The following is a 21,546-nucleotide window of genomic DNA, read 5'->3' as shown; positions in this document are numbered from 1 at the left end:
TCGTGGATGCGTGCGTCATGCGTGCGTCATGCGCACGGTTGCTGCCCCATCGCCTGCTTCATTTCTTCCGGCGTGACGTCGCGCGTGTGCGTCGCGACCGACCATTGATGGCCGAACGGGTCTTCCAGACGCCCGTAGCGGTCGCCCCAGAACATGTCGGCGACGGGCATCGTCACTTTCGCGCCGGCGCTTTCGGCCTGCTTCACGGTGGCGTCGGCGTCTTCGACATACAGGTGGATCGTGACCGGCGATCCCTTGAGCGCCTGCGGACCGACCGAGCCATATTGCGGAAATTCGTCGACGAGCATCAGCATCGAATCGCCGATCTTGACCAGTGCGTGCATGAGCTTGCCGTCCGGTCCGGGCATGCGGCCCAGCTCGACGGCGCCGAACGCGCGCTTGTAGAACTCGATTGCTTCGGCGGCGCCCGCGCACACGAGATGCGGGGTCAACGAATGCATGCCTTCGGGGATCGGCTTGACGGCGGAATTGGACATATCGGCTCCGTGTAGTGAATGAGGCGCGCCGGATTCGGCGCGGCTCTCTACCCTACAACGAACGGGCAGCCGGTCAATCGACACGACTACGCATCCCGCCGTCAAATTTTGTTTGGCGGCGCGTCGATCGCCTATTTCGACGCCTAATCCGCGAGCGATTGGATCAGTGCTTCGAGCCGCGAAAAATTGACGGGCTTGGTCAGATGATCGCGAAACCCCGCTTCGCGGCAGCGGCGAATGTCCTCGTCCATGCCATAACCCGTGATTGCCACCGAAGGCTTGTCGGGCTGAACGGTCTGCCACGCACGCGCGATGTCGAGCCCGCTGCCGTCGGGCAGGCCGATATCGCTGACGAGCAGATCGAACGGCCCGCTTTTCGAGCGTTCGAGCGCCTCGGCGACAGTCACCGCGACCGTCACTTCGTGGCCGAGCATTTCGAGCACCTCGGCCATTGCCGACGACGTCTGCTCGTTGTCCTCCACGAGCAGCACCTTCAGCGCGCGTCCCTGCTCCCGGCTCGCGGCCTCGACGAGCGGCGCGTCTTCGTGCGCAGGCTGAACGCGGGCGAGCGGCAGCGTGAGCGTGAAACGCGCGCCGGCATCGCGCCCTTCGCTGTAGGCGGAGAGCGTGCCGCCGTGCTTCTGCGCCAGCGTGCTCGCGATCGCGAGGCCGAGCCCCAGGCCGCCGAACGAGCGCGTGATCGAATCGTCGGCCTGCTCGAACGCGGAGAAGATGCGCGGCAGCGCCTCGGCGCTGATGCCGATGCCGCTGTCCGTCACCGAAACCGCGATCGTCGCCGGATCGGGGTTCCAGGTGCGCACCTCGATGCGCCCGCCCGCCGGCGTGAACTTCACCGCGTTCTTCATCAGATTCCAGACGATTTGCTGCAGACGGGCGGCATCGCCGAGCACGACGAAGCGGCTCGCATCGTAACGTGTGTCGAGCGTGAGGCCCTTCGCGCGCAGATCGGCCTCGGACATATCGAGCGCGCTCGTCAGCAAGGTATCGAGCGCGACGCTCGCGAAATTGAGCGACAGCTTGCCGCGCGCGATGCTCGTGAGATCGAGCAGATCGTCGATCAGACGCGCTTCGAGTTCCACGTTGCGGCGAATGAGATCGAGCGTCGGATGCGCGTCGCGCGGCAGCGCGTGTTTCATCTCGAGCAGGCGCACGGCCGCGAGAATCGGCGTGAGCGGCGTGCGCAGTTCATGCGACAACACCGCCAGAAAATGGTCCTTCGCGCGATTCGCGGATTCCGCCTGATCCTTCGCGAGACGCAGCGCGTCGGCGGCCATGTGGGCGTCGGTCGCGTCGCGCACGATCTTCGAGAAGCCGATTAGCTCGTCATGCTCACTGCGGATGGCGGTCGTCACGCCCGAGGCGAAGAACGAATGGCCGTCCTTGCGCCAGAGCCAGCGGTCGTCGCTCGCGCTGCCTTCGCGCCGCGCCGTCTCCAGCTCGGCTTCGAACACGCCCGCTTCGCGGTCTTCCTGCGCATAGAAGATGCTCGCGGACTGGCCGAGCACGTCCTGCGCGGGAAAGCCCAGAATGCGCTCGGACGCCGCGTTCCACGTGCGGATACGCCCTTCGGGATCGAGCGTGATGACGGCGTAGTCCTTCAGCGCGTCGATGAGCAGCCGGAAATGCGTCTCCGTTTCCCGTAGCGCGCGCTCGACCGCGATGCGTTGCGCACGCTCGGCGCTCTCGCGCATCGCGCGGCGCACGACGGCGGGCAGACGTTGCAGACGCTGCTTGAGCACGTAATCGGTCGCGCCGCGCTTGAGCATATCGACGGCATGTTCCTCGCCGAGCAGGCCCGACACGAAGATGAACGGCGTGTCCGGCGAGCGCTCCGTCGCGATCGTGAGCGCCTCGATGCCGGAGAACGTCGGCATCACGAAATCGGCGAGGATGACGTCGAAGCGCTTTTTATCCAGCTCGGCGATGAAGGCCGCGGAGTCGTACACGATCGACGCATCGACCGCGTAATCCGCGCGTTCCAGTTGGGCGATCGTCAGCTCCGCATCGAGTGCGTTGTCTTCGACGAGAAGCAGATGCAGAGGCTGCATGATCTAGACGTCCTCTTCAAAGGACGCTTGCGGGCGCATGGGACGGGGCGGGTTCGCGAACATGGGCGCTTCGGTCATTGCGCGGACGTGGGGCGCCGGAAGCGCGTCGAGCCCGGCGGCGGTTCGTTGAGCACGGCCCAGAATACGCCGAGATCGCTGATCGCCTCGACGAACTCGCCGAATTCCACAGGCTTGACGACGTACGCGTTCACGCCGAGTTCGTAGCTGCGCACGAGGTCCTGTTCCTCGCGCGAGGACGTCAGCATGACGACCGGCACGCTCTTCAGCGATGCGTTCGAGCGGATCGTGTCGAGCACTTCGAGACCGTCGATCTTCGGCAGCTTCAGGTCGAGCAGGATCACCGCCGGATTGCCGGGCGCGCGTTCCTTCCATTCGCCTTCGCAGGTGAGATAGTCGATGGCTTCCTGGCCGTCGCGTGCGACGATCACTTCGTTCGCGAGCTGACTCTTGTCGAGCGCGACGAGCGTGAGTTCGAGATCGTTCGGGTTGTCTTCGACGAGCAAAATCGGTTTAAGCATGGTCTTTTCTTGACTTTGTACCTGGCGCGCCCTGCGTTCCATTCGCATGGCGGAAAACGACCGGCAGGGAGAAATAGAATATTGCGCCCTCTCCCAGCCGCCCTTCGGCCCATGTTCGTCCTTCGTGACGCTCGACGATGCGACGCACGTTGGCAAGCCCGATGCCCGTGCCTTCGAACTCTTCCGCGCGATGCAGCCGCTGAAACACGCCGAACAGCTTCGCGCCGTACTTCATGTCGAAGCCGACGCCGTTGTCGCGCACGCCGATCACGTATTCATCGCCGTTGCGGGTCGCGAATATCTCGATTTTCGCCGATTCCCGCGTCCGCGTATATTTCACCGCGTTCGAAATCAGGTTACGTAGCGCAAGCTGCAGGAAAGCCGCGTCGCCGGTGACGCGCGGCAATTCGCCGATGACCCATTCGATGCGCCTTCCCGCACTCTCCGTCTCGAACTCCTCCACGACACCGCGCACGAGTTGCCCGAGATCGGCCAGCGCGGGCCTGAGCGCCGCGCGGCCCATCTGCGAGAAGGTCAGCAGATCATCGACGAGCGTGCCCGCGAAGCGCGCCGAATCCAGCATGTTGTTCAGAAAGCGCCGGCTCTTGTCCGACATGCGTTCGCCTTCCTGCTCGCGCAGCAGATCGCCGTAACCCGCGATATGGCGCAGCGGCGCGCGCAGGTCGTGCGACACCGAATACGAGAACGCCTCGAGCTCCTTGTTCGCGCGCGCGAGTTCGGTCGCGAGTTCGGCGCGCTCTTCCGCGCGGCGCAGCACGATGTTCAGCAACGCGCCGCGCAGTTCGCCGGCGATTTCGAGTTCGCCCTGACGCCACATCGCGGAATGTCCGCGCACCGTTTCGAGCCACGGCGAAAAGCTCGTGCGCGGCGCGCTCGCGCCATCGGCGCCTTCTATCTTGACCGGCTCGCCCGCCCACTTGATGGTCTGCATCACTTCGGGCCGGAACCACAGCAGATAGTTACGGAAAATCTGCGAAACGGGCACCGCGAGCACGCCGCACGCGTCGTCCTCGTGCCCTTTCGCGGGCGGCCATTCGCGCGCGAGCGAATCCGTCGCCCATACGCCGGACGTATTTTCCGCGAGCCAGTGCGTGAGCGCGCGCACCGTGTCCTCGTCGGGCGTCGAGCCGAGCAGCGTGATCTGGTCGTCGAAGACGATCGCCGCGCCCGCCGATCGCGCGAAGCTCAGCACATCCGTCGGCAACGCCTGCAAGCCGGCGACGAAGTTCTCGTGCTCGCCCATCGCGGAAATCAGGCGGCCCATCGTGCGGCGCAGCGCGGCCAGATATTCGCCTTCGGCGCGCTCTTCCTTCGCTTCGATCTGCAGCGACAACATGTGCCCGAGATGCTCGACCGCGATGCGCGTGTTGAACGGCACGATGCGCGCGTCGTGATCGTGACACGAGACGAGCCCCCACAACTGCCCGCGCACGACGATCGACACCGACATCGACGCATGCGTGCCCATGTTGCGCATGTACTCCAGATGCACCGGCGAGAAACTGCGCAGCGTCGCGTACGTGAGGTCGGTGGGACGGCCGGTGAGCGGGTTCACGTCAGGCACGAGGCGCGCGGGCGTGTAGTTCACGTCGGCGACGAGGCGGATGCGGTTCTTCAGATACAGCGCGCGCGCCTGGCGCGGAATGTCCGACGCCGGGAAGAACTGATGCAGGAACGACGGATACGCATCGTCGCGATCTTCCGCGAGCACATGGCTGCGGCCTTCCTCGTCGAAGCTGTAGAGCATGACGCGGCCGAAGCCGGTGATCGCGCGCACTTCGCGCACCGCGAGTTCGGCGAGCGACTGCACGTTCGCCGCGTCCTGAAGGCCGCGCGCGAAGGTGCGCACGAGCGGATACATCGAGGCGAACGCGTCGTGGGTCGCCGCGGCGCCTTCCAGCTCGACGACGAGCGCGCCGTCATGACGATGCATCGTGACATCGAAGCGCAGTGCGCTGTCGGAAGACGGAGGCGTCACGTCGACCGGCCCGATGTAAAGCGGCGCGTCTTCGAGCGACGACGTGACGGCCGCCCGCGCGATGCGCTGCGCGGCCGCCGCGCCGAGCACGGCATCGAGCGGCTTGTCGAGCAATGCGCCGACGTTCGCGCCCGCAAGCGATGCGAGGTTCTCGCTCGCCTGCACGATGCGCAGGTCGTCGGCGAGCACGAGCAAAAAGCCGTGCGGCTGGATGCCGCCGGGAATGTGGATCGGTTCGGCATCGCAGTCCTTGCTCGCGACGCCCGAGCTGAGCGTGCGCCGGCGCGCCTCGGCGTCGGGCGGTTCCTGCGATGCTTCGCGCGAAGTCCCGGCCCCGATGGGCGGCTCGCTTGCGGACGTGCTCATCAGACCGCTCCCGCCGCCGGCTGCAAGAGGCGAACATCGGCCGAATCGGGGCACAGCCACGCGTGCAGGCTTTCGAAGGTGGCGATCGCAGCTTTCACCGCGTCGTCGTATTGATGTTCGGGCACGCTCGCCGTGGCGGTCTCGCGGAATGCGTTCCACATGCTGCCCGTTCGCGCGCCGTAGCCGTCGAAATAGGCATTGCCGCGACCCGGCGCGAGATCGAGACGCTCCGCGACATGAGGCGCGATGAAGCGCCCGCCGAGCGTGCTGCCTTCCATCACGTACATCGAGCCGAACGCATCGCCGATGTTGCGCATGCGCGGCAGGTCATCGTGCGAATCGGCGTGCGGCACGCAAGCGCTCCGCTGTGTTTCGCCCGTCAACGCGGCGAGGTCGGCGGCGAGGAGTTGCGCCTTGCGGCGCGCATCGAAGAAGTTCCCGAGCGATGCCGGCATGCAGGCGGCAACCGCAGCTTCCCACGGCGCGACGTAGCCATAGAATCGTTCGAGCAGCGCGATGTATTCATCTCGATCGAGATCGTCGCGCATCAGGTCGAGCGCATTCTCAAGCCGCGTATGGCACGCGGCGCTTTCGTTCTTCAGACGGGACAGAAGGTCGAGTGGCATGTTCCGTTATGTTGTCTTCGGTCCACAAAGCGGGGCAAGGAGTACGGGCATCGGAAGGGCTTACCGTTTTGCACATCCCTGCCGCGTGTGCGTCGGTAGAAAAAACGCTTCAAACGTTGCCTTCGAGATACGTTCGTCAGCAACGTTTCATTCTACGCAAGCGAGCCGCCCGGTGCCATGTACGAAGGCTCTTCACCGTTTGGTTCACCGCTTGCGCGACTGCCCTTCGTCGCTGTTCGCGTTCACGTGTTCGTCGCGCTGCGTGTCGCGTTGATAGTCGTCGCCGCCGCGTCGATCCGTATCGACGAGACCGCGTTCGATGTCCTCATGCGCCTGCATGCCGACATCGCGCGGCGCGTGTTCATGCTGCGATTCCACGTTCTGATCCGCCTCGTGCGGCAGCGGCACGTTCGATGCATCGTCGCGCGCCTGCGTCTTGCGGTCCTTGCTCGCCATCTCGCGTCCGCGTTCGGGCGCGCTCGCCGGCGTGGTGTTCGTCTGCTTCATGATCGTCTCCCTGTTCGAACGCTCACTTGCGTGGGCCGTTCATGCCGAGCCGTTTCTTCATCTCGGCCGTGAGTCTTTGACGCGCCTTGTCATAGCCCGCCCAAGGATCGCTCTTCAACGCGTCGAGCCGCTCGCGCACGTTGCCGATGTTCCATTGATCGCCGCTCTCAACCTCGTCGAGTTCGTCCCACGAAAGCGGCATCGACGCCCCGAGCCCCGGCCGCGCACGCAACGAGAACGCCGCCACGGTGCTCGACCCGCGGTTGTTGCGCAGATAGTCGATGAAGATCTTGCCCTTGCGATTCTGCATGCCCATTTTCGCGGAGAAGAGCTTGGGCAGCGTGCTCGCCATATGCTGCGCGACTGCCTGCGAGAAGTCCTTCATGTCGTCCCAGCCCGCCTGCTTCGCGAGCGGCACGACCACATGAAATCCCTTTCCGCCGCTCGTCTTGCAGAACGACGCGAGGCCGAGTTCATCGAGCAGATGCTTCGTCAGCTTCGCGGCCTCGATCATGCGCTCCCAGCCGACGCCCTCGCCCGGATCGAGATCGAACACCATGCGATCCGGCTTCTCGATGTTCGACGCCACCGCGTTCCACGTGTGCAGCTCGATCGTGCCCATCTGCGCGGTGCCGACGAGCGCTTTCGGCGATTCGATCGTGAGCAGCGGCGGATGCCCCGGATCGATATCGGCATGCTGCTTGATATGCGGAATCGCGAGCTTGGCGCTGTGCTTCTGAAAGAACAACTCGCCGGCGATGTCTTCGGGCGCGCGCACGAGCGACACCGGCCGGTCCTTCAGATGCGGCAGCATCCAGCCGGCGACGGACGCGTAATACTCGACGACATCGATCTTGCGCAGGCCGGTCGACTTGTCGATCACGCGATCCGGATGGCTGATCTTCACGCCTTCGATTTCAGCCGAGCCTGCCTTGACCTTTTTCGCGGCAGCCGTCTTTTTCGCCGCGACTTTCCTGGCCGCCACCGGCTCTTCCTTGACGATCTGGCGCGCGGGTTTATCGTCGCGCAGACTGACGAACGAGGCTTGTCGCACGATACGCTCCTTGGTCCATTCCGCGAAATTGCATTCGGCCACGAGTTCCGGCTTCACCCAATGCACGGGCGTCCGGCTGCGTTCCTGCGGCTCGCTCGCAAACGGCATGCGCTTGACTTCACGCTTGTCGAGTTCCTTTTTCACCGCGACGAGCGTCGCGTGATCGAAGCCGCTGCCCACGCGGCCCGCGTACTGCAGCTTGCCGTGGGTGTCGTACACGCCGAGCAGCAGCGCGCCGAACTGCCCGCGGCTGCCCGAAGGCTCCGAATAGCCGCCGATCACGAACTCCTGCCGGCGGCGGCACTTGAGCTTGATCCACGAGGTGCTGCGCCCCGACACATACGTGCCGTCCATCCGCTTGCCGATGATGCCTTCGAGCGCCATGTCGCAGGCGCTTTTCAGGAGATCGTCGGCGTGAAAGGCGAAGTCCTGCGAATAGCGCAGGACGGGATCGTCGACCGGCTCGACGAGCGCCTTCAAAATCGCGCGGCGCTGCACGAGCGGCACGTTGCGCAGGTCGTAGCCGTTCAGATACGGCACGTCGAAAAAATACACGACGATGTCCTGCGGCCGTCCCACGTCGAACGCATTCTGCAGCGCCTGAAAATCCGGCAGGCCGCGATCGTCGAGCACCACGGCTTCGCCGTCGAGCCAGCCGCTTTCGATATCGAGCCGTTCGAGCGCCTTCACCTGCTTCGAAAACTTCGCGGTCCAGTCGTTGCCGTTGCGCGTGAAAATAAGGATTTCGCGCTTGCCTTTGATCGTTTCGATGCGCGCGAGCACGCGATAGCCGTCGAACTTTATTTCGTAGGACCAATCATCGCCGGGCGGCGCGGCATCGACGAGCGTCGCGAGTTGCGGCTTGAAGGTCGGGGGCAGCTTCGCCTCGACCGCGCCTTCTATCGCCGGTTCGTGCGACAACGTGCGCAACGACTCGGCGCTGCGATTCGCGACGATATCCGGATGCGCGTGTCCGTTCGCCCGCTTGCCGGCCGTCTTGCGCGCCGGCGCTTTCTTCGCGGCGGCCTTGCGTTCGGTGCGCTCGCGCACGGCGCCGCTCTTGTCGCGTGCGCCGAGCGATGCCGACATCACGCTGCCCGGCTGCTTCAGCAGAATGTCGTATTCGGCCTCGGGACGCGCTTCGTCGTCGCGTTCCTTGATGAGCAGCCACTGCTCCTTGTCGCCGCTGCCGCGCATGTGGCTTTTCACGAGCGTCCAGCCGCCGTGCAGCTTTTCGCCGTCGAGCACGAACTTGAGCTTGCCTTTCTCGTACTCGCGTTCCGCTTCCTCGACGCTGCCCGACTGCGGCGCCCACGTCCCGCGATCCCACACGATGACGCTGCCCGCGCCGTAGTTGCCTTCGGGAATGTCGCCTTCGAACGAGCCGTAATCGAGCGGATGATCTTCGACATGCACGGCGAGCCGCTTCACCGACGGATCGAGGCTCGGCCCTTTGGGCACCGCCCACGATTTGAGCGTGCCGTCGAGTTCGAGACGGAAGTCGTAATGCAGGCGGCGCGCGTCGTGTTCCTGGATCACGAAGGACAACGCGTGCTTCGCGGACTTCTTCGCGCGCGCACTGCGTCTCGCGGCGCCGGACGGCTCCGGCGTCTTGTCGAAGGTCCGCTTGCGCTGATAGGTTTCGAGTTTGTCGGCCATCGTCGTCTATGCGTGACCTATGCGCGTTTGCGACGCGTCGTCTTGCGCGCGGGACGCGCCGTTTCCTCGCCGGATTCGTCGCCGGTATCGTCGTCGGACGGTGCGGCCTTGGCGCCGCGTCTCGTCGGCGCGCCGCCTTTCTTCAGACTGCGCTTGAGCAATTCCGAGAGATCGAGAATATCGGCGGATGCTTTCTCCTCGCCGCCCTCGTCGATCTTCATCACTTCGGCGACCTTGCCTTGCTTCACCTTCTTGTCGACGAGCGCCATGATGTCGTCCTTGAAGGTGTCGTGATATTTGGCCGGGTCCCACGTGTCGCTCATGTCGTCGATGAGGCGTTTCGCCATCTCCAGTTCCTTCGGCGTGACGCCGGCCTTTTTCGTGTCTTCGTCGGGGAACTTGAACTGGTCGAAGTCGCGCACTTCGTCGCCCCAGCGCAGCGTGTTGAGCGCGAGCGCGGGACCGACGGGAATCAGCGCCGCCAGATGCTGCTTGTTGTGCAGCACGACGCTCGCGATGCCGACCTTGCCGGTGTCCTTCAACGCGTCGCGCAGCAGCGCGTACACTTTTTCGCCTTTGCGATCGGGCGCGAGATAGTAAGGCGTATCGAGCGAGAGGAAGGAGATTTCGGGCGCATCGACGAAAGCGAGAATATCGACCGTCTGCGTCGATTCGGGATTGGCCGCGCGGATTTCGGCGTCGGTCATCACGACATATTTGCCCTTCTCGTATTCGAATCCGCGCACGATGTTGTCGCGGGTGACTTCCTTGCCCGTGTTCTTGTTGATCTGCTTGTAGCCGATCGGATCCATCGAGCGCTTGTCGAGCAGATTGAAGCCGACCTTCTCCGACTGCGTCGCCGGATAGAGTTGCACGGGCACGTGGACCAGCCCGAAGCTGATCGCGCCTTTCCAGATCATGTGCGGCATCTTGGCACCTTCGCTGTCGGATCGAGTCGATCTACCCGATTCGCAGGAAGCGTGCCAAGCGGCGCACGTGCGCCGATGCGCGCCGCGTCTGGCCGCTTGCGCCGACTCGCGAAACGATTCGCCCCGCCGATCTGTAAGCTTTACTGACGAGTGTCGTTGCAGGCGTTGAGTAAAAAGACCGTTAGTTGCGAGCGACGCATTAAAATAAGCGCCGATCGTAATCGGCGCATTCAACGTTAGCGATTATTTGCGGCTCGCCGTGACGGTCAGTTGCGTGCCATCGTCGAGCGTGACGGTCTTCTTCGAACCCGTAGACGTCGGCATGGAAAAACGCACGATTTGGCTGAAGCGATTATCGACCGGACATTGCAGGCTCTTGCCGCCCACGCTCACCTTGCTCGTGCCCTTCGGCGCGTAGGCGCGAAAGCTGATCTGCACGTTCGCGGAACCGTTGTCGGCGACGACCGGCGCGAAGCGGATCTGCACCTGCCGCACCGCCTGACCGTCCGCGCTCTTCGGCACCGACGCCGCCTGCGGGCAGCCGTCCGGCACGGCTTGCGCGCCGTTCGGCGCCGTGCCTTGCCACGTGAAGTCGTCGGTCTGGCCGGAACGGATGGTGCGCGTTTCCTGCTCGTTGCCGAAATTCTTCGACGCCATCTTCACCGTGTACTTGATGGGACCGTCATTGGGCGCTTCGGAGAGAACCTTGATGCCTGGCGTCGCGTGGGCGGTCGCTGCGCACATCGCGAGCGCGGCGACGGAAACGATGCGACGAACGATCAAACGACGATTCATGCCGCCACCTCCGTATCGAGCGCTAAGGAAGACCGGCGCCGCGCGGCGCCGGCATACTGTGGGCGGGAATCAGTCTAGCGCCCCGCATGCGGGCTCATCCTAGTGGAAAACCCGCGTGCGCGGCAACGTCGGTGACGTTTGTCAACGCGTGGTCAAAAGCCGGTCAGCACGAGCTTGCCGACCGTCCGCCCTTCTTCCAGCAGGCGATGCGCCTCACGCAAATTCGCCGCGTTAATCTTGCCGAGATCCTTGCCGAGCGTCGTGCGGATCGCGCCTGCGTCGATCAGCCGCGCCACTTCGGAAAGCAGCTTGTGCTGCTCGATCATGTCGGGCGTCTTGAACATCGCGCGCGTGAACATGAACTCCCAGTGAAACGCCGCGCTCTTCGACTTCAGCATTTCGACCGGCAACGGCTTCGCGTTCTCGACGATTGTCGCGATCGCGCCTTGCGGCTTGATGACATCGGCGGCGGCGGGAAAATGCTTGTCGGTGTCGTTGAAAATCAGCACGTAGTCCACTTGCGGAAAACCGATGTCCTTCATCTGCTTCGGAATGTCGCCGAAGTGATCGACGATGTGATCCGCGCCCAGATCTTCCGCCCATTTCGCCGATTCGGGCCGCGAGGCCGTCGCGATCACCTGAAGCTTCGCGACGCGCTTGGCGAGCTGGATGCCGATCGAACCGACGCCGCCCGCCCCGCCGACGATCAGCACCGACTTGCCCGCGTCCTTGCCTTCCGCCGACACGCGCAGGCGGTCGAAGAGCGCTTCCCACGCGGTGATGGTCGTGAGCGGCAGCGCGGCGGCGCAGGTGAAATCGAGCGACTTCGGCTTCGCGCCGACGATGCGCTCGTCGATCAGATGAAACTCGCTGTTCGCGCCCTGGCGCGTGATGTCGCCCGCGTAGTAGACCGGGTCGCCCGCCTTGAACAGCGTGACCTCGGGACCGACCGCCGCCACGACGCCCGCCGCGTCCCAGCCGAGCACGCGCGGCGCGGCTTCGACCTTGTCCTTCGGCGCGCGCACTTTCGTATCGACGGGATTGACGGCGATCGCCTCGATTTTCACGAGCAGGTCGCGGCCCGCCGGCACGGGTTGGTCGAGCTCGATGTCGACGAGCGATTCGGGATCGGAAATCGGAAGGTAACGCGTCAGACCGATGGCTTTCATGCTGGTGGCTCCGTCGAGTGGATGTGCTTCGATCTTAGTGCGCGATCGCCATCTGGAAAACCGTCATAATCGATGAAACATTTTTCGGGAAATCCATCGAATGGCGAGCGAACCTCTCACGGACAGCGCAACCCGCGAACGCCTCGATCTGCTCGACGTCGGTCTCTTCATGCGGGCGGCGGCGCTGGCGAATCTGTCGTCGGCGGCGCGCGAGTTCGGCTTGTCGCCGGCGGTGGCGAGCGCGCGCATCGCGGGGCTGGAGCGCATGCTGGGCGCGCGGCTTTTGCATCGCACGACGCGGCGCGTCTCCGTCACGCAGGAAGGCGAAATCTTCGCGACGCACGCGCGCGAACTGCTCGACGCGGCCGAAGCCGCGCGGGCGTCGGTCGGGCGCGCGCGGGAGCATCCGCACGGCCGGCTGCGCGTGACGATGCCCTCGTCGCTCGGCCGTCAGCACATTTCGCCGCTGATTCCCGCGTTTTTGCGCGCGTATCCCGGCGTGAGCGTCGATCTGCGCATGACCGACCAGGTCATCGATCTCGTCGATGAAGGCATCGACCTCGCGATCCGCATCGGCGCGCTGAAGGATTCGACGCTCGTCGCGAAAAAGCTCGCGAGCAACCGGCGCGTGCTGTGCGCGTCGCCCGCGTATCTCGCCGAGCACGGCACGCCGCGTCATCCGGCCGATCTCGCCGCGCACGAATGCGTGATCCTCGCCGATCAGCGCGACTGGAGCTTCGTGACGCCGACCGGCGTGATCGACGTGCGCGTGTCCGGGCGGCTCGTGACGGACAACGGCGAAGTGATCCGCGACGCGCTCGCGGCGGGCATCGGCATCGGCCTCAAATCGACGTGGAGCGTCGCGCCGCTCATCGCGAGCGGCGAGCTCGTCACCGTGCTCGACGACTATCCGCTCGCGCAGACCGTCGCGATCTGGGCCGTGTATCCGAGCCGCGCGTTCGTGCCGCCGAAGACGCTCGCGTTCATCGACTTCCTCGCGGCGCGGTTCGGCGAGCCGCCTTACTGGGACGTCGATCCGGCGCGCGTGCAGCGCTGAAGGTTCTTTACAATGGCGGTTTCCGCCTTCACGCGCCTGCCCTCCGATGAACCTCGTCATTCAAAGTCCCCACGCCATCTCCGATTCGCATCTGCGGCCGCTCGCGGCGCTCGCCCGCTCGCGGGCGACGCAACGCGCCGACGACACGCTGCTGCGCCTCGTCGATGCCGATCCGCTTCAGCGCCCCGACATCGACGCCTATTGCGGCGCTCATGCGCTCGATTACGCTTACGTCGAGCCGAACGCGAAGCTCGCCGACTTCGGCCTCGTCGCGATGGACATGGACTCGACGCTCATCACGATCGAATGCATCGACGAGATCGCCGATTTCTGCGGGCTGAAGGCCGAAGTCGCGGCGATCACGGAAGCATCGATGCGCGGCGAGATCAAGGATTTCAACGAAAGCCTCACGCGGCGTGTCGCGCTGCTGAAAGGTCTCGACGCGAGCGCATTGGAGCGCGTCTACGACGAACGGCTGAAGCTCTCGCCGGGCGCGGAACGCATGCTCGAAGGCGCGCGCGCCGCCGGCCTGAAAACCTTGCTCGTGTCGGGCGGATTCACGTTCTTCACCGAGCGTCTGAAGGCGCGCCTCGGCCTCGATTACACGCGTGCGAACACGCTCGAAATCGTCGATGGCAAGCTGACCGGCAAGGTCGTCGGCGACATCGTGAACGCGGATGAGAAGGCGCGCACGCTCGTCGATACGTGCGCGAAGATCGGCATCGATCCGAAACGCGCCATCGCGATGGGCGACGGCTCGAACGATCTGAAGATGATGGCCGAAGCCGGCTTGTCGGTGGCGTTCCGCGCGAAGCCGGTCGTGCGGCAGTCGGCGAGCGTCGCGTTCAACTTCGTCGGACTCGACGGATTGTTGCGTCTTTTCTGACCGGCGCCGGCTTCTCAGGCAAACGCCTTGGCGAGCGCGGCTTCCAGATCCGCGCGCAAGTCCGCTTCCGCTTCCAGGCCGACGTAAAAGCGCACCAGCACGCCCTCGTGCGGCCACTGCGACGCGGTGCGCATCGAGCGGATGTTGTACGGCATCGCGAGGCTGTGCGCGCCGCCCCAGCTCCAGCCGATCGAAAACAGGTCGAGCGCTTCGACGAACGCATCGACCTGCGCCGCCGTGTAGCGGCCATCGAACACGATCGAGAACAGGCCGCCCGCGCCGCCCTCGAAGTCGCGCGCGTAGAACGCGTGGCCCGGACAATCTTCCAGCGCGGGATGCAGCACCGCCGTCACTTCGGCGCGCGTCTTGAGCCATTGCGCGAGCGCGAACGCGGTGCGGTCGTGCGCTTCGTAACGCGCCTTCATCGACGGCAGGCTGCGCAGCACGAGCGACGCATCGTCCGCCGAAACGCCGATGCCCATTCTCATGCGCGCGCGCTTCAGCTTCTTGTGCAGTTCCGGATCGCGCGTGATGGTCGCGCCCATCAGGATGTCGCTGCCGCCCGACTGATACTTCGTCAGCGCCTGCACGGAAATGTCGACGCCATGTTCGAACGGCTTGAACGCAAGGCCCGCGGAATACGTGTTGTCGATCGCCGTGACGATGCCCTTCGCGCGCGCGACCGCGACGATCGCCGGGACGTCCTGCACTTCCATCGTCACCGAGCCGGGCGCTTCGAGCCAGATCAGCTTCGTGTTGGGACGGATTGCATCGGCGACGCCCGCGCCGGTCATCGGATCGTAGTAAGTGACTTCGAGTCCGAAGTCGTCGGCGAGCCAGTCGGCGTGATCGCGGTTCGGCGAATAGGCGTTGTCGGGCACGAGCACGTGATCGTCCGCCTTCACCAGACCGAAGTAGACGTTGGAAATCGCCGCGAGCCCGGACGGCTGCAACAGCGCGTATTCGCCGCCCTCGATCGCGGCGAGGCGCTGCGCGAGCGCGATGGTCGTCGGCGTGCCGTGCAGGCCGTAGCGCCACCTCGAATCGTCGCTCCAGACGAGCGAGCGCATGGTCGCGAGATCGGGGAACACGACCGTCGACGCGCGCGCGACGGGCACCGAGAACGATTCGAAGCCGGGCGTGATGCGATCCTCGGGCTGCACGATGCGCGTCTGCAGGTCGCGGTCGGTGGCGTTGTTGGTGGAATCGGTCATGAGAGCGGTATGGAGCGAAATAAGGACAAGCCGCCGCCGGAAACGCCCGGCGGCGTGAAGATGGGACCGGCTATTCGCCGATGGTGACGTTGCTCGTGCCGCCGACGGCGTTCTTCGGCGGCGCGGGCGGCGCGGGTTCCAGCGACGGCGCGGGCGATGGCTTGCTCGCGCTTGTCCGCGGCAAGGTCTTGCCGGGCACCGCCGGGCGCAGATCGAACGGCTGCGCGTTCGACTCGTCCGGGTCCATGCGCTCGCCCGACACGCTGCCGTCCGCCGCGAATTTGCCGACCCAGTTGCCCGTGATATGCGTGCCGTCGTTCGATTCCTCGATTTCGAGCGTGTCGCCGTCACGATCGCCGGCGACCAGAATCACGTTCGGGCTGCCGGCGAACTTGTATTCGCCGTGCACGCCGGACGGCTCGTCGGTTTTCGCGCCGAGCTTCATCTCGATCTGTTTGTCGCCGAGCGTGCCGACATAGCGCGGAAAACGCGCGTATTCCGGATTCGGCGTCAACGGTTTTTGCGGCGGCAGCGCAAGCTTCTCGATGGCGGCCTGCGCGCCGTGCGCATCGGCGCCCGCCGGTTCGCGCTGATCGGCTGGAAGCACACCGGACGCGCCGGACGAACCCGGCGGCATCGGCGAATTGCAGCCGGACAGCGCAACCAGCGCCGCCGAGATCGCAAAGGCCGCGCAGAGGTGCGGCCCTTTCTTGCTTTGCATCATCCTTCGGTCCTTCAAATACGCTCGAAAATCGCCGCGATGCCCTGCCCGCCGCCGATGCACATCGTCACCAGCGCGTAACGTCCGCCGATGCGCTGCAGTTCGTAGAGCGCCTTCACCGTGATGAGCGCGCCGGTCGCGCCGATCGGATGGCCGAGCGAAATGCCCGAGCCGTTCGGATTGACCTTCGCGGGATCGAGCTTCAATTCCTGCGACACGGCGCACGCCTGCGCGGCGAACGCTTCGTTCGCTTCGATGACGTCGAGGTCGTTCACGGTCAGGCCCGCGCGCTCCAGCACCTTCTGCGTCGCGGGAACCGGGCCGATGCCCATGATCTTCGGATCGACGCCCGCATGCGCGTAAGCGACGAGGCGCGCGAGCGGCTTCGCGCCGCGCTTCTCCGCGACGGACCGTTCCATCAGCACGACGGCCGCCGCCGCGTCGTTGATGCCCGACGCGTTGCCCGCCGTCACCGTGCCGTTTTCCTTCGCGAAGACGGGTTTCAGCTTGGCGAAGTCTTCGATGGTCGCGTTCATGCGCATGTGCTCGTCGCGCTCGAACACGGTGTCGCCTTTCTTCGACGCCAGCGTGATCGGCAGGATCTGTTCCTTGAAGTAGCCGGCTTCGGTCGCCTTCGCCGCGCGGCGATGCGATTCGAGCGCGAGCGCATCCTGCATCTCGCGCGTGATGCCGAACTTCTGCGCGACGTTTTCGGCCGTCACGCCCATGTGGATCTTGTCGAACGGATCGTTCAGCGCGCCGACCATCATGTCGACGATGCGCGTGTCGCCCATGCGCTGGCCGAAGCGCGCGGCGGGCATGATGTACGCCGCGCGGCTCATGTTTTCCGAACCGCCGCCGATCGCGACGTCGGCATCGCCGAGCAGGATCGACTGCGACGCCGACACGATCGCCTGCAGGCCCGAACCGCACAGGCGGTTCACCGTCAGCGCGGGCGCATGCTGCGAGACGCCGCCATCGAGCGCCGCGACGCGTGCGAGATACATGTCGCGCGGCTCGGTATGAACGACGTTGCCGAACACCACATGACCCACTTCGTCGCCCGCGACATTCGCGCGCGAAAGCGCCTCGCGCACGACACGCGCGCCGAGATCCGTCGGGGAGAAATCCTTCAGCGAACCGCCGAAATCGCCGATTGCCGTGCGCACGCCGCTCACCACCACTACTTCACGTTGCATGTTGCCATCTCCGCTGGTTGTGTTGATCCGGTGATTCGTTCGATGTTCGATAGCCGATACGTCACTGCGCGAGCGCGCGCTCGACCGTGGCCTTGTCGGGGATCGGCGCCACCGCGCCGAAGCCCTGCGTCGACAACGCCGCCGCGACGTTCGCATAGCGCGCCGCCGCGAAGGGATCGTCGCCCGCGACGATGCGCGCGATGAACGCGCCGCCGAAGCAATCGCCGGCGCCGGTCGCATCGACGGCCTGCACGACGCGGCCCGGCACCACGCGCCGCTCGTCCGGCGTCGCGATATACGCGCCTTCCTTCCCGAGCTTCAGCGCGACGACTTTCGGGCCGAGATTCAGCAGCGCATCGACGATCGCGTCCTTGTCGTCGTGGCCCGTGAACAGGGTGACGTCGTCCCAGCTCGGCAGGCAGATATCGGTCGAGCGGATCGCTTCGAGCATCACGGCGCGCGCGCGTGCGAGCGGCCACAGCTTGAGGCGCAGGTTGGTGTCGAAGCTGACCTTCACGCCGTGCGTGCGCGCGTGATCGATTGCGGCGAGCGCGGCGTCGCACGCCGATACGCCGATCGCGAGGCTGATGCCCGACAGATGCACGACCTTCGCCGCGGCGATCGCGTCGAGCGGCAGATGCGGCGGCGCGTAGCGGCTCGCCGCCGAGCCCGCACGCAGATAGTCGAAGCGATGCCCGCTCTCGCCGTGCGACACGAAGTAGACGCCCGTGGGGGCGTCTTGGTCCACGCGCACGGTCGATGTATCGACGTTTTCCGCGCGCCACAAGTCGAGCAGCAATTGGCCGAAGTGATCGTTGCCGACCGCCGACACGAAGCCCGTCGCCGCACCCTGGCGCGATGCCGCGATCAGAAAGTTCGACACGTCGCCGCCGAAGCCTTGCAGATACTCGGGCTGGTCGCGCGTTGACTGATTGAACTCGATCATCGCCTCGCCGAGCGCGAGAATGTGCGGCGTTTGCGCCATGGCTTACACCTCGCCCCAGAGATCGTGGCCATCGGCGCCGGTGATCTTCACCGACACGAAGTCGCCGGCCTTGTAGCGCTTCGATGCCTTCGCCGCCGGCGCGATGTACACGACGCCGTCGATTTCCGGCGCATCCGCCGCCGTGCGGCCGATGCCGCCGTCCGTGCTCACTTCGTCGACGAGCACCTTCAGCGTCTTGCCGACCTTCTTCTTCATGCGCTTCGCCGAAAGCTCTTCGGCCAGTTCCATGAAACGCGCGCGGCGTTCCTCGCGCACTTCGTCGGGCAATGCGCCGTCGAGTTCGTTCGCGGTGGCGCCTTCGACCGGCGAATACGCGAAGCAGCCGACGCGATCCAGATCCGCTTCTTCGAGGAAGTCCAGCAGCGTCTGGAACTGCGCTTCGGTCTCGCCCGGAAAGCCCGCGATGAACGTGCTGCGGATGGTCAGGTCGGGACAGATTTCGCGCCACGTCTTCACGCGTTCGAGCACTTTCTCCGCGTTGGCGGGACGCTTCATGCGCTTCAGCACTTCGGGGTGCGCGTGCTGGAACGGCACGTCGAGATACGGCAGCACGTGGCCGCGCAGCGGGCCTTCGGCCATCATCGGGATCACGTCATCGACGCTGGGATACGGATAGACATAGTGCAGCCGCACCCATGCGCCGTATTGCGCGGCCAGTTCGCCCAGCGCGCCGACGAGATCGGTCATGCGCGTCTTGAGCGGTTTGCCGTTCCAGAAGCCCGTGCGGTACTTCACGTCGACGCCGTATGCGCTCGTGTCCTGCGAGATGACGAGCAGTTCCTTGACGCCGGATTTGAAGAGATTCTCGGCTTCGAGCATGACTTCGGCGACGGGGCGCGACACGAGATCGCCGCGCATCGACGGAATAATGCAGAACGTGCAACGATGATTGCAGCCTTCCGAAATCTTCAGATACGCGTAGTGGCGCGGCGTGAGCTTGATGCCGGCGGGCGGCACGAGGTCGGTGAACGGATCGTGCGGTTTCGGCAGATACGTGTGCACGGCGTTCATCACTTCGTTGGTCGCGTGCGGACCGGTGACGGCGAGCACTTTCGGATGCACTTCTTCGATAAGGCCCGAGCCGCTCGCGCTTTTTTTCGCGCCGAGGCAGCCGGTGACGATGACCTTGCCGTTTTCGTTCAGCGCCTCGCCGATGGCGTCGAGGCTTTCCTGCACGGCTTCGTCGATGAAGCCGCAGGTGTTGACGACGACCAGGTCCGCGCCGTCATAGGTGCCGGAGATTTCGTAACCTTCGGCGCGCAACTGGGTGATGATCTGCTCGGAATCGACGAGCGCCTTCGGGCAGCCGAGCGACACCATGCCGATTTTCGGCGCGGGAGTCGTTCTGGCGGTTGAATCTAAAGAGTTTTTCACGGGGACAGTGTCTTGGGGGAGCGCACGAGGCCAATCCGATATTTTACCCCGGACTGCCGGGACGCCGGTTCCGCGCGGTCGCAGCAAGCGCATCTGTCCCGCTACGCGTCCGCCTCGGCGAACGCTCGCGCAAGAGAATTCACGAGCGCGTCGCGATCGATAGCGACGCCTTCGTGAAAGTCGACGGCGCGCGCTCGCTCTCCCGGGCGCGCGAACCCGCCCCCAAAATGGATTACTTCTTCTCGGTCGGCGAAGGCGTGGGCGTCGGGAACGGGAACGTGTTGAACATCGATTTCGCCTGCGACTGCATCTGCTCCTGCATCTGCACGAACATGTTCTTCGACTGCTCGATGTAGCTCGTCATCATGCCCTGCATCATCGGCGCCTGCATGTTCATGAACTGCGACCAGACTTCCGGGTTGAGCGCGTTGCCGTCGTAGATGCCCTTGCTCTGCTCCGTCAGCTTCTGCTGGATGTCGATGAACGCCTGGATGTTCTTTTCCAGATACGTGCCCATCATGCCCTGCATCGCGTGACCGTAGAAGCGGATGATCTGCGAGAGCATCACCGATGAAAACATCGGCAGGCCGCCGCTCTCTTCTTCCAGAATGATCTGCAGAAGGATGCTGCGCGTGAGGTCGTCGCTGCTCTTCGCGTCCAGCACCTTGAAGTCTTCCTGATCGAGCACGAGCTGCTTCACATCCGACAACGTGATGTAAGTGCTCGTTTCCGTGTCATACAGCCGACGGTTCGGATACTTTTTGATAAGTCGTTCGGCGGCTTTCTTTGTAGTAGTAGTGGTGGTCATTTAACGCCTTTAAACGCAAAACTTTACTGCGATGGCAGCAAGCAGGTCTTGCGTTGTCGCAAAAAAGCGCTGCTGCGTGTTCGCCGCATCGTTGATGTACCCGGCGAGTGGAGGCTTCCCGCGCGCCCGAAAGCGCGCGGGAAGCCTCCGCCCGTCAGCCCATATGCAAGCCGCCGTTCAGCGAGAAGTCCGCGCCGGTCGAGAAACCGGATTCATCCGACGCGAGCCACGCGACGATCGAGCCGATCTCGTCGGGCGTGCCGAGACGCCGCACGGGAATGGTCGCGACGATCTTCTCCAGCACTTCCGGGCGAATCGACTTCACCATGTCCGTGCCGATATAGCCCGGCGACACGGTGTTGACCGTCACGCCCTTGGTGGCCACTTCCTGCGCGAGCGCCATCGTGAAGCCGTGAATGCCGGCCTTGGCGGTCGAGTAGTTCGTCTGGCCGAATTGCCCTTTCTGACCGTTCACCGACGAAATGTTGATGATGCGGCCAAAACCGCGCTCGACCATGCCGTCGATGACCTGCTTCGTCACGTTGAAGAGACTCGTCAGGTTCGTGTCGATGACGGCGGTCCAGTCTTCGTGCGTCATCTTGCGGAACACGACGTCGCGCGTGATGCCCGCGTTGTTCACGAGGATATCGATCTCGCCGACTTCGGACTTGACCTTGTCGAACGCGTTCTTGGTCGATTCCCAGTCGCCGACGTTGCCTTCCGAGGCGATGAAGTCGAAGCCGAGCGCCTTCTGGTCTTCCAGCCATTTCACCCGGCGCGGCGAATTCGGCCCGCAGCCCGCGACGACCGTGAAGCCGTCCTTGTGCAGACGCTGGCAAATGCTGGTGCCGATGCCGCCCATCCCGCCGGTTACATACGCTATGCGCTTCGTCATTCCTCACTCCATTTTCGTTATGCGGACGGCGATCTCCTTGCCGCCCGCTTGCCCTTCCCTATCCCGCCAGTGACTGCCGGTGAATTACGGACGTTCCACGGCCAGCGCGACACCCATCCCGCCGCCGATGCACAGCGACGCCAGACCCTTCTTCGCGTCGCGCTTCTGCATTTCGTG

General features: G+C 64.7%; 20 protein-coding genes. 2 read left to right on the top strand and 18 right to left on the bottom strand.

Annotated features, from left to right (window positions below):
- Positions 1-26: 26 nt before the first annotated feature.
- From NOV72_RS27840 to NOV72_RS27795, 10 genes are all read right to left on the bottom strand, one after another.
- A complete protein-coding gene (locus NOV72_RS27840; RefSeq protein ID WP_106857754.1) occupies positions 27-497 on the bottom strand; it encodes a VOC family protein in 471 nt (156 codons plus the stop codon).
- 143 nt (positions 498-640) lie between these two features.
- The gene (locus NOV72_RS27835) at positions 641-2,566 is read right to left on the bottom strand and encodes a hybrid sensor histidine kinase/response regulator (RefSeq protein ID WP_106857753.1); all 1,926 of its coding nucleotides are present in this window, start codon (positions 2,564-2,566) and stop codon (positions 641-643) included.
- 74 nt (positions 2,567-2,640) lie between these two features.
- Positions 2,641-3,105, bottom strand: a complete 465-nt coding sequence (locus NOV72_RS27830) for a response regulator (RefSeq protein WP_106857752.1) — start codon at positions 3,103-3,105, stop codon at positions 2,641-2,643.
- On the bottom strand, positions 3,098-5,470 hold the full coding sequence (locus tag NOV72_RS27825; protein ID WP_106857751.1) for an ATP-binding protein: 2,373 nt from the start codon (positions 5,468-5,470) through the stop codon (positions 3,098-3,100). The genes NOV72_RS27830 and NOV72_RS27825 overlap by 8 nt, the downstream gene beginning before the upstream one ends.
- Complete coding sequence (locus tag NOV72_RS27820) at positions 5,470-6,096, bottom strand: biliverdin-producing heme oxygenase (protein ID WP_106857750.1); 627 nt, start codon at positions 6,094-6,096, stop codon at positions 5,470-5,472. The genes NOV72_RS27825 and NOV72_RS27820 overlap by 1 nt, the downstream gene beginning before the upstream one ends.
- Positions 6,097-6,300: 204 nt before the next feature.
- Positions 6,301-6,603: a hypothetical protein gene (locus tag NOV72_RS27815; RefSeq protein WP_106857749.1), complete on the bottom strand. Its 303-nt coding sequence runs from the start codon at positions 6,601-6,603 to the stop codon at positions 6,301-6,303.
- Between the two features lie 22 nt (positions 6,604-6,625).
- Positions 6,626-9,316, bottom strand: a complete 2,691-nt coding sequence (gene ligD / locus NOV72_RS27810) for a DNA ligase D (RefSeq protein WP_106857748.1) — start codon at positions 9,314-9,316, stop codon at positions 6,626-6,628.
- 17 nt (positions 9,317-9,333) lie between these two features.
- Positions 9,334-10,245, bottom strand: a complete 912-nt coding sequence (gene ku / locus NOV72_RS27805) for a non-homologous end joining protein Ku (protein WP_106857747.1) — start codon at positions 10,243-10,245, stop codon at positions 9,334-9,336.
- 243 nt (positions 10,246-10,488) lie between these two features.
- The gene (locus NOV72_RS27800; RefSeq protein ID WP_106857746.1) at positions 10,489-11,040 is read right to left on the bottom strand and encodes a DUF6013 family protein; all 552 of its coding nucleotides are present in this window, start codon (positions 11,038-11,040) and stop codon (positions 10,489-10,491) included.
- Between the two features lie 152 nt (positions 11,041-11,192).
- Positions 11,193-12,209, bottom strand: coding sequence for a zinc-binding alcohol dehydrogenase family protein (locus tag NOV72_RS27795; RefSeq protein ID WP_106857745.1), 1,017 nt, complete (start codon positions 12,207-12,209; stop codon positions 11,193-11,195).
- A gap of 100 nt (positions 12,210-12,309) precedes the next feature.
- Here NOV72_RS27795 and NOV72_RS27790 point away from each other — a divergent pair, with 100 nt between their 5' ends.
- Entirely contained in the window at positions 12,310-13,266 is a 957-nt protein-coding gene (locus NOV72_RS27790) for a LysR family transcriptional regulator (protein ID WP_106857744.1), read from the top strand.
- Positions 13,267-13,312: 46 nt separating this feature from the next.
- Positions 13,313-14,152, top strand: coding sequence for a phosphoserine phosphatase SerB (gene serB / locus NOV72_RS27785; protein ID WP_106857743.1), 840 nt, complete (start codon positions 13,313-13,315; stop codon positions 14,150-14,152).
- 14 nt (positions 14,153-14,166) lie between these two features.
- Here serB and NOV72_RS27780 read toward each other — a convergent pair whose 3' ends face one another.
- From NOV72_RS27780 to NOV72_RS27745, 8 genes are all read right to left on the bottom strand, one after another.
- On the bottom strand, positions 14,167-15,366 hold the full coding sequence (locus tag NOV72_RS27780; protein WP_106857742.1) for a cystathionine beta-lyase: 1,200 nt from the start codon (positions 15,364-15,366) through the stop codon (positions 14,167-14,169).
- Positions 15,367-15,436: 70 nt separating this feature from the next.
- A complete protein-coding gene (locus NOV72_RS27775) occupies positions 15,437-16,090 on the bottom strand; it encodes a hypothetical protein (RefSeq protein WP_106857741.1) in 654 nt (217 codons plus the stop codon).
- An 11-nt stretch (positions 16,091-16,101) separates the two neighbouring features.
- On the bottom strand, positions 16,102-17,286 hold the full coding sequence (gene bktB / locus NOV72_RS27770) for a beta-ketothiolase BktB (protein WP_106857740.1): 1,185 nt from the start codon (positions 17,284-17,286) through the stop codon (positions 16,102-16,104).
- A 61-nt stretch (positions 17,287-17,347) separates the two neighbouring features.
- Positions 17,348-18,271 carry a sugar kinase gene (locus NOV72_RS27765; protein ID WP_106857739.1) on the bottom strand — a complete coding sequence of 308 codons (924 nt, stop codon included), beginning with the start codon at positions 18,269-18,271 and terminating at the stop codon, positions 17,348-17,350.
- Between the two features lie 3 nt (positions 18,272-18,274).
- Positions 18,275-19,666 carry a 30S ribosomal protein S12 methylthiotransferase RimO gene (gene rimO / locus NOV72_RS27760; protein ID WP_106857738.1) on the bottom strand — a complete coding sequence of 464 codons (1,392 nt, stop codon included), beginning with the start codon at positions 19,664-19,666 and terminating at the stop codon, positions 18,275-18,277.
- 232 nt (positions 19,667-19,898) lie between these two features.
- Positions 19,899-20,474, bottom strand: a complete 576-nt coding sequence (gene phaR, locus NOV72_RS27755; protein ID WP_106857737.1) for a polyhydroxyalkanoate synthesis repressor PhaR — start codon at positions 20,472-20,474, stop codon at positions 19,899-19,901.
- A 154-nt stretch (positions 20,475-20,628) separates the two neighbouring features.
- A complete protein-coding gene (locus NOV72_RS27750; protein ID WP_106857736.1) occupies positions 20,629-21,369 on the bottom strand; it encodes a 3-ketoacyl-ACP reductase in 741 nt (246 codons plus the stop codon).
- Positions 21,370-21,453: 84 nt separating this feature from the next.
- The coding region (locus NOV72_RS27745; protein WP_143281742.1) for a hypothetical protein at positions 21,454-21,546 on the bottom strand (93 nt) is incomplete at its 5' end.

It is taken from the genome of Caballeronia novacaledonica (assembly GCF_900258035.1).
Classification (GTDB): Bacteria; Pseudomonadota; Gammaproteobacteria; order Burkholderiales; family Burkholderiaceae; genus Caballeronia; species Caballeronia novacaledonica.
The sequence above is the reverse complement of the archived record's forward strand: the minus strand, read 5'-3'. Positions and strand labels throughout refer to the sequence as shown.